The 14,073-nt window shown below is 56.5% G+C and carries 14 protein-coding genes; 10 read left to right on the top strand and 4 right to left on the bottom strand.

The features are described from left to right. The first annotated feature begins 108 nt into the window (after positions 1 to 108). Both aas and lplT read left to right on the top strand, forming a co-directional pair. Positions 109 to 2,262 (top strand): bifunctional acyl-ACP--phospholipid O-acyltransferase/long-chain-fatty-acid--ACP ligase, encoded by a 2,154-nt coding sequence (gene aas / locus OCH02_RS23435; RefSeq protein WP_261433200.1) that lies wholly within the window; start codon positions 109 to 111, stop codon positions 2,260 to 2,262. Next, complete coding sequence (gene lplT / locus OCH02_RS23430) at positions 2,262 to 3,458, top strand: lysophospholipid transporter LplT (protein ID WP_261433197.1); 1,197 nt, start codon at positions 2,262 to 2,264, stop codon at positions 3,456 to 3,458. The genes aas and lplT overlap by 1 nt, the downstream gene beginning before the upstream one ends. 52 nt (positions 3,459 to 3,510) lie before the next feature. Here the strand turns inward: lplT and OCH02_RS23425 are convergent, their stop codons facing one another. The 4 genes from OCH02_RS23425 to mutH form a co-directional block, all read right to left on the bottom strand. After that, entirely contained in the window at positions 3,511 to 4,551 is a 1,041-nt protein-coding gene (locus OCH02_RS23425) for an NADP(H)-dependent aldo-keto reductase (protein WP_261433195.1), read from the bottom strand. 198 nt (positions 4,552 to 4,749) lie between these two features. Continuing rightward, the gene (locus OCH02_RS23420; protein WP_135317776.1) at positions 4,750 to 4,968 is read right to left on the bottom strand and encodes a YgdI/YgdR family lipoprotein; all 219 of its coding nucleotides are present in this window, start codon (positions 4,966 to 4,968) and stop codon (positions 4,750 to 4,752) included. Positions 4,969 to 5,136: 168 nt separating this feature from the next. Beyond that, the gene (locus OCH02_RS23415) at positions 5,137 to 5,853 is read right to left on the bottom strand and encodes a TerC family protein (protein ID WP_261433194.1); all 717 of its coding nucleotides are present in this window, start codon (positions 5,851 to 5,853) and stop codon (positions 5,137 to 5,139) included. A 95-nt stretch (positions 5,854 to 5,948) separates the two neighbouring features. Then, entirely contained in the window at positions 5,949 to 6,635 is a 687-nt protein-coding gene (mutH, locus tag OCH02_RS23410) for a DNA mismatch repair endonuclease MutH (RefSeq protein ID WP_261433193.1), read from the bottom strand. A gap of 696 nt (positions 6,636 to 7,331) precedes the next feature. Here mutH and rppH point away from each other — a divergent pair. From rppH to OCH02_RS23370, 8 genes are all read left to right on the top strand, one after another. Then, on the top strand, positions 7,332 to 7,859 hold the full coding sequence (rppH, locus tag OCH02_RS23405; protein WP_012146527.1) for an RNA pyrophosphohydrolase: 528 nt from the start codon (positions 7,332 to 7,334) through the stop codon (positions 7,857 to 7,859). A gap of 12 nt (positions 7,860 to 7,871) precedes the next feature. Further along, entirely contained in the window at positions 7,872 to 10,118 is a 2,247-nt protein-coding gene (gene ptsP, locus OCH02_RS23400; protein ID WP_153859254.1) for a phosphoenolpyruvate--protein phosphotransferase, read from the top strand. Positions 10,119 to 10,311: 193 nt separating this feature from the next. Then, positions 10,312 to 11,184, top strand: coding sequence for a prolipoprotein diacylglyceryl transferase (gene lgt, locus OCH02_RS23395; protein WP_261100333.1), 873 nt, complete (start codon positions 10,312 to 10,314; stop codon positions 11,182 to 11,184). A 7-nt stretch (positions 11,185 to 11,191) separates the two neighbouring features. Then, on the top strand, positions 11,192 to 11,986 hold the full coding sequence (gene thyA / locus OCH02_RS23390) for a thymidylate synthase (RefSeq protein ID WP_261433192.1): 795 nt from the start codon (positions 11,192 to 11,194) through the stop codon (positions 11,984 to 11,986). Positions 11,987 to 12,184: 198 nt separating this feature from the next. Beyond that, the gene (locus OCH02_RS23385; RefSeq protein ID WP_261433191.1) at positions 12,185 to 12,691 is read left to right on the top strand and encodes a prepilin peptidase-dependent protein; all 507 of its coding nucleotides are present in this window, start codon (positions 12,185 to 12,187) and stop codon (positions 12,689 to 12,691) included. Continuing rightward, positions 12,679 to 13,257 carry a prepilin peptidase-dependent protein gene (locus OCH02_RS23380; protein ID WP_261433187.1) on the top strand — a complete coding sequence of 193 codons (579 nt, stop codon included), beginning with the start codon at positions 12,679 to 12,681 and terminating at the stop codon, positions 13,255 to 13,257. The genes OCH02_RS23385 and OCH02_RS23380 overlap by 13 nt, the downstream gene beginning before the upstream one ends. Then, positions 13,254 to 13,700 carry a YgdB family protein gene (locus OCH02_RS23375; protein ID WP_261433186.1) on the top strand — a complete coding sequence of 149 codons (447 nt, stop codon included), beginning with the start codon at positions 13,254 to 13,256 and terminating at the stop codon, positions 13,698 to 13,700. The genes OCH02_RS23380 and OCH02_RS23375 overlap by 4 nt, the downstream gene beginning before the upstream one ends. Further along, on the top strand, positions 13,690 to 14,055 hold the full coding sequence (locus tag OCH02_RS23370) for a prepilin-type N-terminal cleavage/methylation domain-containing protein (protein WP_261433184.1): 366 nt from the start codon (positions 13,690 to 13,692) through the stop codon (positions 14,053 to 14,055). The genes OCH02_RS23375 and OCH02_RS23370 overlap by 11 nt, the downstream gene beginning before the upstream one ends. Positions 14,056 to 14,073 lie beyond the last annotated feature (18 nt).

Here is a 14,073-nt window from a genome sequence, read left to right as displayed (position 1 = left end):
TTTTCAATTGCACCAACCTACGCGGATGCGTAGGTTTTTTTTTGCCTGCCATATAGTATTCTTTTCCCTACAACCATTTACGCTCATCTTGGCCAAGGGGAGAAGGGCATGATCTTTTCTATACTGCGGGTGCTGTTCCGCCTGCTGTACCGGGTACGTGTCGAGGGCGACGTCCGGCATTTCGATCAGCAAAAGCTGCTGATTACACCCAATCATATCTCCTTCCTCGACGGCGTTTTGCTGGCGTTGTTTTTGCCGATCAAACCGGTGTTTGCCGTCTATGCCAGCATTGGCGATCGCTGGTTTATGCGCTGGCTACGGCCCTATATCGACTTTGTCTCACTCGACCCTACCAAACCCATGGCCATTAAGCAGCTGGTGCGCACGGTAGAACAGGGCAGGCCGGTAGTGGTGTTTCCCGAAGGACGCATTACCGTTACCGGTTCGCTGATGAAGGTTTATGACGGTGCCGCGTTTATCGCCGCCAAATCGGGGGCGACCCTGGTGCCGATACGGCTCGATGGCGCCGAGTTCAGCCCCTTTGGCCGCATGGCCGGGGTGTTCAAGATCCGCTGGTTCCCGCAGATCAGCATCCGTATTTTACCGCCGACCTCGCTGCCGATGCCGGTAGCGCCGCGCGCCCGCGATCGCCGTGCGTTGGCCGGGGATCGGCTGCACCAGATCATGATGCAGGCGCGGATGGATACCCGCGAGCCGCAGACCCTGTTTCAGGCTCTGTTGGCGGCGCAGCACCGTTATGGCCGCAGCAAGCCGTGCATCGAGGATATTAACTTCAAGGAGGACAGCTACCGGACGCTGACCAAGAAAGCGCTGGGCGTCAGCCGTATCCTGCAACGCTTTACCGCCGAGGGCGAACATGTCGGCATGTTATTGCCGAACGCGACCATCACCGTAGCGGCAATATTTGGCGCCTCACTGCGCAACCGCATTCCGGCGATGCTCAACTACACCGCCGGTTCCAAGGGCCTGAAAAGCGCCATGACTGCCGCCAGCCTCAAAACTATCGTCACGTCGCGCCAGTTTCTGGAAAAGGGCAAGCTGACCCATTTGCCTGAGCAGGTGCCGGAGGCCAACTGGGTGTATCTGGAAGACCTGAAAGATACGGTGACCCTGGCGGACAAGCTGTGGATCCTGCGCCATCTGTTGCAACCGGCGCGGGCTATGCTGCCACAACAGCCTGACGATGCGGCGCTGATCCTGTTCACCTCGGGTTCGGAGGGCAATCCGAAAGGCGTGGTGCATTCTCATGCCAGCCTGTTGGCTAACGTTGAACAGATCCGTACCATCGCCGATTTCACCCCGCGTGACCGCTTTATGTCATCGCTGCCGTTGTTTCATTCGTTCGGCCTGACGGTCGGTCTGCTGACGCCGCTGATGACCGGCAGCCGTATTTTCCTTTACCCCAGCCCGCTGCATTACCGTGTGGTGCCGGAGCTGGTGTATGACCGTAACTGCACCGTGTTGTTCGGCACAGCGACCTTCCTCAATAACTATGCGCGTTTCGCTCACCCGTATGATTTTGCTCGTTTGCGCTATGTGGTTGCCGGTGCGGAAAAGCTGGCGGATAGCACCAAACAGATTTATCAGGACAAATACGGCATCCGTATTCTGGAAGGCTATGGCGTGACTGAATGCGCGCCGGTGGTGTCGATCAACGTACCGCTGGCGGCCAAAGTGGGTACCGTCGGCCGCATTATGCCTAACATGGAGGCACGGCTGATGAAGGTGCCGGGTATCGATAACGGCGGGCGTCTGCAGTTGAAGGGGCCAAATATCATGAAAGGCTATCTGCGGGTGGAACGCCCGGGCGAACTGGAGCCACCGGCGGCAGAAGATGAGCAGGGTAATCTGCAGCCGGGTTGGTACGATACCGGCGATATTGTCACATTGGACGAGCAGGGGTACTGCGTGATCCGCGGCCGGGTGAAGCGCTTTGCCAAACTGGCAGGGGAAATGGTCTCGCTGGAAAGCGTTGAGCTGCTGGCGCAGCGTGTCGCGCCGGAAGCGCAGCATGCCGCCACGGTAAAAAGCGACAGCAGCAAGGGCGAGGCGCTGGTGCTGTTTACCACCGACGCCGGCATCACCCGTGAAGCCTTATTGAAGGTGGCACGTGAATTGGGCAGCCCTGAACTGATGGTGCCGCGTGATATCCGTATTTTGAAAACCTTACCGGTGCTGGGCAGCGGTAAGCCGGACTTTGTGACTCTGCGTAACATGGCTGAACAGCCGGAGATGACCTGATGAACCCGACGTTGCCTACTGATTCACCTTTGCTCTCACGCAGTATGATCGCCGTCATTTGCGCCCAGTTTCTGTCCGCATTCGGTGACAATGCATTGCTGTTCGCCACCCTGGCATTGATCAAGCAACAGCTCTACCCCGACTGGAGCCAACCGATTTTGCAGATGGCGTTTGTCGCCACCTATATCATCCTCGCGCCCTTTGTCGGTCAGGTTGCCGACAGCTTCGCCAAGGGCCGGGTGATGATGGTGGCCAACGGCCTGAAACTGGCCGGTGCGTTGGTGATCTGTTTCGGGCTTAATCCGTTCCTCGGCTATACCCTGGTGGGCGTTGGGGCAGCAGCCTATTCACCAGCCAAATACGGTATTCTGGGCGAGATCACCAGCGGCGAAAAGCTGGTCAAGGCCAACGGCCTGATGGAGGCTTCCACCATCGCCGCGATCCTGATCGGATCGGTGGCCGGCGGCATATTGGCCGACTGGCATATCGTGGCGGCGCTGGCGGTGTGTGCGGTGGTCTACGCGGCGGCGGTGATCGCCAATCTGTACATTCCACGCTTGCCGGCGGCACATCCTGCCGTTTCCTGGACGCCGCGTGCCATGACGCAGGCTTTCTTCAACGCCTGTGTGGTGCTGTGGCGCGACGGTCAGACGCGTTTCTCCTTGATCGGTACCAGCCTGTTCTGGGGGGCCGGGGTTACGCTGCGCTTCCTGTTGGTGCTGTGGGTGCCGGTGGCACTCGGTATTGCCGACAACGCTACGCCGACGTTGCTTAATGCCATGGTGGCGGTCGGGATAGTGATAGGCGCCGGGGCAGCTGCGCGTTTCGTCACGCTGGAGACGGTAAAGCGTTGTATGCCCGCCGGGATCCTGATCGGCGTGGCGGTGGCGATATTTGCCCTGCAAACCACCCTGTTTAACGCTTATGCGCTGCTGTTGATTATCGGCGTATTGGGCGGCTTTTTTGTGGTGCCACTGAATGCGCTGTTGCAGGAACGGGGCAAAAATTCGGTGGGGGCGGGCAATGCGATCGCGGTACAGAACCTGGGGGAGAACACCGCCATGCTGCTGATGCTCGGATTGTATTCGCTGGCCGTTAAAGTCAGCGTGCCGGTGGTCGGCGTGGGAATTGGCTTTGGCGTGGTGTTTGCGTTGGCGATTAGCGCGCTGTGGCTGTCGCAGCGGCGGGCAAAATAACGGATGGGGCGCTGATGAGGCGCCCCATCCTATTTATGGCGCAGGACGTGTTTTATGGCGCAGGAATAGTAAAGCGGGTGTGGATCTCTTCCAGCCCCTGCAGCACGTCTTCATTCAATACCACATCGAAACTGTCGATGTTGGTTTTCAGCTGTTCCAGCGTGGTTGCACCCAGCAGAGTGCTGGCAACGAACGGTTGCTGGCGTACAAACGCCAGTGCCATCTGCGACGGATCCAACCCGTGCTTTTTGGCTAACGCGACATACTCGGCAATCGCCAACTGCGTTTGCGGCGCAGAGTAGCGGTTAAAGCGCGTGAATAACGTGTTGCGCGCGCCGGCCGGTTTGGCACCGTTCAGATACTTGCCGCTCAGGGTGCCGAACGCCAGGCTGGAATAGGCCAACAGTTCGACCCCTTCGTGCTGGCTGATCTCCGCCAGGGCAATCTCAAAACTGCGGTTCAGCAGGCTATAGGGATTTTGAATCGAAACGATGCGCGGCAGCTCATGTTTTTCAGCCAGTTGCAGGTAACGCATTACGCCCCACGGCGTTTCGTTAGAGACCCCGATATAGCGGATTTTACCGGCACGCACCTGTTCGGTCAGCGCTTCCAGCGTTTCCAGCAGCGTGACGGTAGCCTTATCGTCGGTGTATTGATAACTGAGCTTGCCGAAGTAGTTGGTTGGGCGCTGCGGCCAGTGTAACTGGTAGAGATCGAGATAATCGGTGTTGAGTCGTTTCAGGCTGGCATCCAGCGCGACGCGAATATTTTTGCGGTCCAGCGCCTGCTGTGGGCGGATGCTGCTGTCGGTGCCGCGCACCGGCCCGGCAATCTTGCTGGCCAGCACTATCTTCTCACGGTTGCCGCGTGCCTTGATCCAACTGCCGATGTATTGCTCGGTCAGCCCCTGGGTTTCAGGGCGGGGCGGTACTGGGTACATCTCTGCGGTGTCGATCAGGTTGACGCCAGCGGCTAATGCATAGTCGAGTTGCGCATGGGCATCGGCTTCACTGTTCTGTTCGCCAAAGGTCATGGTGCCCAGTCCCAGCACGCTCACTTCTAAAGAACTGTGGGGAATACGGTGGTATTGCATTAACGGCCTTCCTTTCATGTTAGCGCTTACGGGCTGAACCGCCCGGTGAAACAGGAGCCAAATGGCAGGCTGTGGCAAACAACCCGCAAGGTGGTGATATTGCCTTTGCCGACTATAACCAAGCCGGGAAGATGGGGGAAGTGGATTCAGTGCGGGGAAGGCTATCACGCAACACGAGAGCGATAGCCGACGGGGAGTTTAACGTTCGATAACCTGTGAAACCTGATCGCCGTTGATTTGGCGGCTGTTGCCTTTTTCATCTTTATAGCTGATCAGGCCGGTATCTTTATCAATTTCCGGCTTGCCCTGAGTCAGGATCATATTGCCGTCTTTGGTTGCCATCACGTAATCGCTGGAACATCCCGCCAAACCGGCGGCGATGACCAACGCAGACACTGCCATTACCCACTTTTTCATCCTGCGGATCCTCAGTTATATATGCAAAAAAGAAGCTTCTTTTAAGATTAGCAAAATATGTATGCGCCGTGTTTCGGATAAGTCTTTATCTTGATAAGGGAAAGTGATGCTGAAACAGGGCTGCAGAAAATAATAACGGGAGTGGCTGGCGCGCACTCCCGTGGGGAATTACTCAGAGACGGTATTTTTCTTGCTGCGCATCAGGTTGAGCGCTTCGACCGACATTGAGAAGAACATCGCAAAGTAGATATAGCCTTTCGGCACATGGACCTGGAAGCTTTCCAGCATCAGGGTGAAACCCACCAGGATCAGGAACGCCAGCGCCAGCATTTTCACCGAAGGGTGGCGGTTAACGAACTCGCCAATAGGTCGGGCGGCAAACATCATGACGCCAACGGCAATCACTACTGCCGCCATCATAATAAACAGATGGTCGGACAGGCCAACCGCGGTAATCACCGAGTCCAGGCTGAAAATAATATCCAGCAGCATAATCTGCACGATGGCGCCAAAGAAGCCGTGCACTTTCGTGTTGTGATCTTCCTCTGAACCTTCGATGGTTTCATGGATCTCTTTACTGGCTTTCCAAATCAGGAACAGCCCGCCCAGCAGCAGGATCAGATCGCGTGCCGAGATACTGTGGTCCATGACGCTAAACAGCGGGTGGGTCAGACGGATCACCCAGGCGATAGAGGCCAGCAGCCCCAGACGCATTAACATTGCGCCGGCGAGCCCGATGCGGCGAGCCTTGTTCTGCTGCGCTTTCGGCAGCTTCGACACCACCAGGGAAAGGAAAATGATGTTATCGATACCCAGAATGATCTCAAGAATGGTCAGCGTACCTAACGCTAACCAGGCATTGGGATCCATAATCCACTCAAACATTGTCGAGCCACACCTTAATAAAAAACAAAGGCTGAATTATACGCGTTTATTGATACAGCGACACTGTTAGGTAAACGCGACCTAAACACCAGGGATCAGATTAAGAAATGTCTTGCCAATAATGCGCCGGTGAAGCTTTTTTTCAGGTAAAACCCGCGCGGCAATGTGAGGATTGGCTGGCCCTGTTCGCCGATAGCTTCGGTCAGGGCCTTACTGTTGGCTGCTTTGGGGCGCAGTTGCAGCACCTCACCGTGGCGAGCTGTGATCCGTTCTACGTGGCCGAGCACGATCAAATCCATCAGTTCCTCCCAGTCGCGGCGCAGCATCTCTTCTTCTTCGGCGTTTGGGCTCCACAACAGCGGTGAACCGATACGTCGCTGCGCCAACGGGATTTGTCGCTCACCTTCTACCGGGATCCACAGCACCCGTGTCAGCTTATGGCGTACATGGCTGCTGGCCCAGGTTACGCCGCTGTTGCCGGTTAAGGGGGCTACGCAGACGAAGGTGGTTTCCAACGGTTTGCCGGCGGCGTCTATCGGGATGGTTTTCAGCTCGATGCCCAGTTCGGGGAAATCCTGCTCCGGCTTGCTGCCTGCCATGGCACCAAGATATTGCTCCAGCAGCATGCCAACCCAGCCTTTATCACGCTTCAGATCCCTGGGGATAGCCAACCGCGCACCTTCGGCCAGTTCGCCCAGGGAACAGCCGGCAAGCTGCTGCGCCCTTTCAAACAGCTGTTGTTCGTTTTCAGGAGGAGGGGGCAAAGGAGATAAAAACGCCATAATACAAGCCTGTTAGATTTGGTTGAAAAACGTACTGTATTTGTCCACAGAGAACTTTGGCCGGAAAGGACTGGGGAAAAGAATAATAGTAGCATGATTTTACATGACTTTTTCTCTCTCGCCCGACAGAGGAAAAATTCCGGCTGACGCTTGTGCACCTGTAGCCACCGACAATAAACAGGATCTTACACCTATTTATCCACAGATTTATGGGATAACCCAAATTTTTACCGATCACTGGTTCGATTTACAGCCTTGACGCAGGCAGTTTTTTGCGAAATTGTCCGATTTGTGCGTAACTCATACGGATAATCTGTGGATAAAAACGACGTTGGTGGATCTTTCGCCAGGGTAAGATCCTAAACGGACATAGATCACATTTTTGCTCTGTATAGGGCTGTTGATAATTACATATCTATATGTTTTTAAATGATTAATGTTGTTTTTGTATTTCCGGGGTTTTTAGGCTCACCAGAGTTTTACCGGCTTATCCCTTGAGTTCTTCACATACCTATCCACAGAAAAAGTGAATAAAACCCGGTGTAAATCGTTCCGCATGTTTATAACTTTGCCATTATCTGTGAGTTATCCCAATGTTATCCGGTTTGCAGCGCCGCAAAGCAGTGGTTTACCGCCTGTAGCTTGTGTGAAACAATCAGGGTATCTATGCGAATTTAAGCTTATCGAGGTAGTCCGGTGATCGATGATGATGGCTACCGCCCGAATGTTGGTATCGTAATCTGTAATCGTCAGGGGCAAGTCCTGTGGGCTCGCCGTTACGGTCAACACTCCTGGCAGTTTCCCCAAGGTGGGATTAACCCTGGTGAAACCGCAGAACAGGCCATGTACCGTGAGCTGTTCGAAGAAGTGGGGCTGAGTAAAAAGGATGTCCGTATCCTGGCCTCAACCCGCAACTGGTTGCGCTATAAATTGCCAAAACGTTTGGTGCGTTGGGACACAAAGCCGGTTTGTATCGGCCAAAAGCAGAAATGGTTTCTGTTGCAGTTAATGTGCAATGACGCTGATATCAATATGCAACGCAGCAGCACGCCGGAGTTTGACGGCTGGCGCTGGGTGAGTTTTTGGTATCCGGTGCGCCAGGTGGTGTCGTTCAAACGCGACGTCTACCGCCGGGTGATGAAAGAATTCGCCGTCACCGTGATGCCGATGCAGGAGCAGGCAGCACAGCGGCAGACCCCCGCTTATCGCCGGAAGAGAGGTTAAGTTAAGCCGACTATGCTCACGCGCTTGCGAGAAATTGTTGAGAAGGTGGCCGCGGCGGCCAGTCTGACAGATGCGCTGGATCTTTTGGTCAATGAAACCTGTCTGGCAATGGATACAGAAGTCTGTTCCATCTATCTGGCGGACAACGACCGCCGCTGCTATTACCTGATGGCGACACGCGGGTTAAAAAAACCGCGTGGGCGCGCTATCGCACTGGCATTTGATGAAGGTATTGTCGGGTTGGTCGGACGCCGTGCAGAGCCGATTAACCTGGCTGACGCGCAGAGCCACCCCAGCTTCAAATACATTCCCCAGGTGAAAGAGGATCGTTTCCGATCCTTCCTCGGCGTGCCGATCATTCATCGCCGCCAGTTGCTGGGTGTATTGGTGGTGCAGCAGCGTGAGCTGCGCCAGTTTGACGAAAGCGAAGAATCCTTCATGGTGACCCTGGCCACGCAAATGGCCGGGATCCTCTCGCAGTCACAGCTTAACGCCATTTTTGGTCAATATCGTCAGACGCGCATTCGAGCACTGGCGGCATCGCCGGGCGTCGCAGTCGCTGAAGGCTGGCAGGACAGCAGCCAGCCGTCTCTCGACCAGGTTTACAAAGCCTCGACGCTCGATACCGCCAGCGAGCGCGAACGCCTGACTCAGGCACTGGAAGAGGCCGGTGCGGAATTCCGCCGTTTCAGCAAGCGCTTTGCCGCCAGCTCGCAAAAAGAGAGCGCGGCGATTTTCGATCTTTATTCCCACCTGCTCAACGACGCTCGCCTCAAGCGCGAACTCTTTGCCGAGATTGATGCCGGTTCCGTGGCGGAATGGGCCGTTAAACAGGTGATTGAAGTCTTTGCCGCCCAGTTTGCCAGCCTGCAAGACACCTATATGCGTGAGCGCGCCAGCGATCTGCGCGCGCTCGGCCAGCGTCTGCTATTCCATCTCGATGACACCACCCAGGGCGCTACCCAGTGGCCGGCGCGTTTTGTGCTGGTAGCCGATGAGCTGACCGCGACGCTGCTGGCTGAAATGCCGCAGGACAGGCTGGTCGGCGTGGTGGTGCGCGACGGTGCCGCCAACTCCCATGCTGCCATATTGGTGCGGGCGATGGGCGTACCGACGGTGATGGGCGCGGATATTCAGCCTGCGCTGCTCAGCCAGCGGCTGCTGATAGTCGACGGTTATCGCGGCGAACTTTTGGTCGACCCCGAACCGGTGCTGGTGCAGGAATACCAACGGCTGATCAGCGAAGAGCTGGAATTAAGCCGATTGGCGGAAGATGACGTTGAGCAACCGGCCCAGCTCAAAAGCGGCGAACGAGTTCAGGTGATGCTTAATGCCGGCCTCAGCCCGGAACATGAAAAGCTGCTGGGCGGGCGGGTTGATGGCGTTGGCCTGTACCGTACCGAAATTCCTTTTATGCTACAAAGCGGCTTCCCTTCCGAAGAGGAGCAGGTCGCCCAGTATCAGGGCATGTTGCAGATGTACCCGAATAAGCCGGTGACGCTACGCACGCTGGATATCGGTGCCGATAAACAACTGCCTTATATGCCGATCAGCGAAGAAAACCCGTGCCTGGGCTGGCGTGGTATCCGAATAACCCTGGATCAGCCGGAGATCTTCCTGATCCAGGTGCGAGCCATGCTGCGAGCCAATGCCGGTACCGGCAATCTGGGCATACTGCTGCCGATGATCACCAGCCTGGAAGAGATCGACGAGGCACGCAGGTTGATTGACCGCGCAGGGCGGGAAGTAGAAGAGGTGCTGGGGTATGAAATCCCCAAACCCAAATTGGGCATCATGCTGGAAGTCCCTTCGATGATCTTCATGATCCCGCATCTGGCCGGGCGCGTTGAGTTTATTTCGGTGGGAACCAACGACCTGACCCAGTACCTGCTGGCGGTGGATCGCAACAACACCCGGGTGGCCTCACTGTACGACAGTCTGCATCCTTCCATGTTGCAGGTGCTGAAGCTGATAGCCGTTCAGGCCAGGGCCGTCGGGCTGCAGGTCAGCCTGTGTGGTGAACTGGCCGGCGACCCCATGGGGGCGTTGCTGCTGGTAGGGATGGGCTACCGCAACCTGAGCATGAACGGCCGCAGCGTGGCGCGGATAAAATATCTGCTGCGACACATTGAGCTGTCCGACGCCGAAGTGCTGACCCAGCGGGTGCTTAATGCCCAAATGACCACCGAAGTGCGCCACCAGGTGGCGGCATTTATGGAACGTCGTGGTATGGGCGGTTTGATCCGCGGTGGCAAGTAAGGCCTCGGGCTGACTGATTTTTTTACAGAACTTTTCCCGGCGGGCCAGTCCGGAGGCGGTTAAGCTTATGCTATTATCCGCTTCCTCAACTGCGTTGAAAGCCACGGAAAAATAGTGTTCCCGCTGAGTTTCACCGCGTTTGGCACCTGCCGCCCCCGGATGGGGAAGAATAATAGACATGTTGTGGTGATAGATGACCAATAGCTATCTGGCGTTTCCTAAATTTGATCCGGTGATTTTCTCTATCGGCCCGGTTTCTCTGCATTGGTACGGTCTGATGTACCTGGTTGGCTTCGTTTTTGCCATGTGGCTGGCGGTACGCCGGGCTAACAAACCCGGCAGCGGCTGGACCAAGGATGAAGTAGAGAACCTGCTGTATGCCGGTTTCCTCGGTGTGTTCGTCGGTGGCCGCGTGGGCTATGTGCTGTTCTACAACCTGCCGCTGTTCATGGATAACCCGCTCTATCTGTTCAAAGTCTGGGATGGCGGCATGTCATTCCACGGCGGTTTGATGGGGGTGATTCTGGTGATGTTCTGGTTCGCTCGCCGCACCAAACGCACCTTCTTCCAGGTTTCTGATTTTATTGCCCCGCTGATCCCATTCGGCCTGGGTGCCGGCCGTTTGGGCAACTTTATTAACGGCGAACTCTGGGGCCGTGTAACTACCGATACCCCATGGGCGATGCTGTTCCCAAGCTCGCGTGCAGAAGACGTGGCGCTTGCCGCCGCCGATCCGAAACTGTTGCCTATCCTGAACCAATACGGCGTGTTGCCGCGTCACCCGTCCCAACTGTATGAGCTGCTGTTGGAAGGCGTGGTGCTGTTTATCATTCTGAACCTGTTTATCCGCAAACCGCGGCCGATGGGCGCCGTTTCCGGCCTGTTCCTGATTGGCTATGGTGCATTCCGTATTATTGTCGAAGCTTTCCGCCAGCCGGATGCCCAGCTCGGCCTGTTCGACGGCGTAATCAGCATGGGGCAGATCCTGTCCGTCCCTATGGTGGTGGCCGGTATTATTATGATGATTTGGGCGTATCGTCGCCGCCCGCAGCAACAACTGTCGTGAGGAACAAATGAAACAGTATCTGGATTTGATGAACAAAGTGCTCGCCGAGGGCACCCCTAAAGCCGACCGTACCGGCACTGGCACCTTGTCGATATTCGGCCACCAGATGCGTTTCAATTTGCAGGAAGGGTTTCCGCTGGTCACCACCAAAAAATGTCACCTGCGTTCGATCATCCATGAACTGTTGTGGTTCCTGAATGGCGATACCAACGTGGCTTATCTGCGGGAAAACAACGTCAGCATTTGGGACGAGTGGGCCGACGAGAACGGCAGCCTTGGCCCGGTATATGGCAAACAGTGGCGTGCCTGGGGGGCGGCGGACGGTCGTCAGATCGATCAATTAACCACCGTGCTGAACCAGTTGAAACAGGACCCGGATTCACGCCGTATTATTGTTTCAGCCTGGAACGTGGGGGAGTTGGATCAGATGGCGTTGGCACCCTGCCACGCGTTCTTCCAGTTCTACGTGGCGGATGGCAAATTGTCTTGCCAACTGTACCAGCGTTCCTGCGATGTGTTCCTCGGCCTGCCGTTCAACATTGCCAGCTATGCGCTGTTGGTACATATGATGGCGCAGCAATGTGATCTGGAAGTGGGTGACTTCGTCTGGACCGGCGGCGACACGCATCTGTACAGCAACCATATGGAACAAACCCGGCTGCAACTTACCCGTGAACCGCGTGCCTTGCCGAAGTTGGTGATTAAGCGCAAGCCGGCATCGCTGTTCGATTACCGTTTCGAAGACTTTGAAATCGAAGGTTACGATCCGCATCCAGCCATCAAGGCACCGGTTGCCATCTGATTTTTACCCGATGATTGATCCCCAAGGGCGCACAGGTTGCGCCCTTGTTTATTTCTGCCGATCTGCCGTGGCTGTTTCTGCGTTCCGCTTCGCATTTTGTTGGTTTCTCCCGTCAGTTTCATGGAAAGGTTGCGCGGCGTGCTTCAGGCCGGATAACGCCGTCTTTATCCTGCTGCGCCCCTGGTTACACTGGCCGCCATGAACGACAAGATGATTTTCAATATTGACGGCCAGCGCGGGATGACGCTGATTGAGTTGCTGGTGGTGATAACCCTGGCAGGCCTGCTGACCGGCTGGGGGGTTAGCCACTGGCGTCATTATCAACAGGCCCTGCGGCTGGAACATACCGCGCAGCAACTGCTGGCATTTCTCACCCGGTTACAGGCAGACGCCAACTGGCGCAACCGCACGGCACTGCTGGGGTTTAAAACCGGCGATCCCTGGTGCATCGGTAGCGGCCAGGCGCCGGTGGATTGCGCAGCGCTCGGCGATGATGTGTTCAGCCCCGGCTATCGGGACGTGCAACTGGCGGGTTTTACTCAAAAGGATATGGGGTTTTATGGCCTGCGTAACAATGCGCAGGCCGGGCACATCTTGCTCAGCAATGGCGCTGGTAGCCTGCGGTTGGTGTTGTCGGCCAAGGGACGGCTACGCCTATGCAGTGAAGGCGTGAGCATCAGAGGGATTACGACATGCCAGCCCTAGAACGTGGTTTTACCTTGCCGGAGGTGATGCTGGCGCTGACGTTTGGCAGCCTGATTGCGCTGGCGGCCGCTAAAACTTATCCGGTACTGCGTCAGCACAGTGTCGATGTTGGTCGGCATTATCGGCTGGAATCGGTGCTGCGACAGTTAGCTTTTGGCATTGAGAAGGATCTGCGCCGCGCCGGCTTCTGTGCAGGCCAGTGCCAGGGGCAACCCTTGTTGATTAGCCGGGCGGGTGGGGAGGCGGTGGGCAGTTGCGTGATAGTCGCCTATGACATTACCCGCAGTGGGCGCTGGGAAACTCTTGGCGCCGACGCCGGATACTTCGGTTACCGCTTACGGCAAGGCACGCTGGAAGGACAACGTGGGGTGAGACACTGCCAAGGTTCTGGCTGGGAGCGTCTGCTCGATAACGACGAAGTGCGCATTGAAGCCTTCAGCGTCAAGGTGAATGCGGGCGAAGGCGGTAAACGCTGGGTGACCTTGACCTTGAGTGGCCGTTCAAAAGCGGATGGCGGCATACGACGCAGTCTGCAGTGGGCGGTTAATATGGCCTCGCTGCCATGAACGCTGGCGGGCAGCGGGGAGGCAGCACCCTGGCGGCGGTGATGATGCTGCTGGTGATGGGGCTGATGCTGTTGAATGCGCAGCATCGCCAGCTGGACAGCGCTTTGCTGCTGGCTGCCGACCAGAAGCATTATTTACAGGCTTATAATCAGGCCGCTTCGGCGCTCAGTTGGGGGGTTGCGCAGTCCTGGCCACGCGGCAGGCTTGCCACCAACGGCTGGTGGTGCCAGCAAACCGGCGAACTGCGGGCCTGTGCAAAGTTATCCTCTCAGGCAGGCATGGTGCTGGTACGTGGTGATGCGCAGGTGAGCCGTGGGGAACCGCTGCGATTATATCAACGCACCAGGCCTGATGGCTCAGCGGGCGACATCGGGCTGAGAGCGGACATCGGCGGCTGGCTGGATTTTTGTCCTGAAAAAAAGCAGGCTGACTGTGCGGAGTAACCGGCTGGGTGCAGCGTTATGGCGTCAGCGAGGCTTCAGCCTGCCGGAGGTGCTGATTGCCGCGTTGCTGTTCGCGGTGTCGCTGCTGGGGTTGTTACAGTATCATCAGGTGCTGTTGCAGTCGTTCCAGCGTCAGTGGCAGTATCGACAGGCCTGGTCGTTGGCGCATCAGCAATTGGACGTTTTTGCCGCTACCGGGCAGGTGGACGTCGCGCTACCGCTACCGGCCCCCGGATGGCAGCGTCAGACCGGGTTAACCACCCCGCAAGCCGCCTGCCAACGGCTGACGGTAAGAATACAAACGCCCCAACGGCAGTGGGCGGAACTCAGTCGTTGGTACTGCAAGCGTCAGTGAACCGGCAGATATTTTGTT

This window comes from Serratia quinivorans (genome assembly GCF_946227985.1).
GTDB lineage: Bacteria > Pseudomonadota > Gammaproteobacteria > Enterobacterales > Enterobacteriaceae > Serratia > Serratia quinivorans_A.
This window is presented reverse-complemented; position numbering and strand designations above follow the sequence as displayed.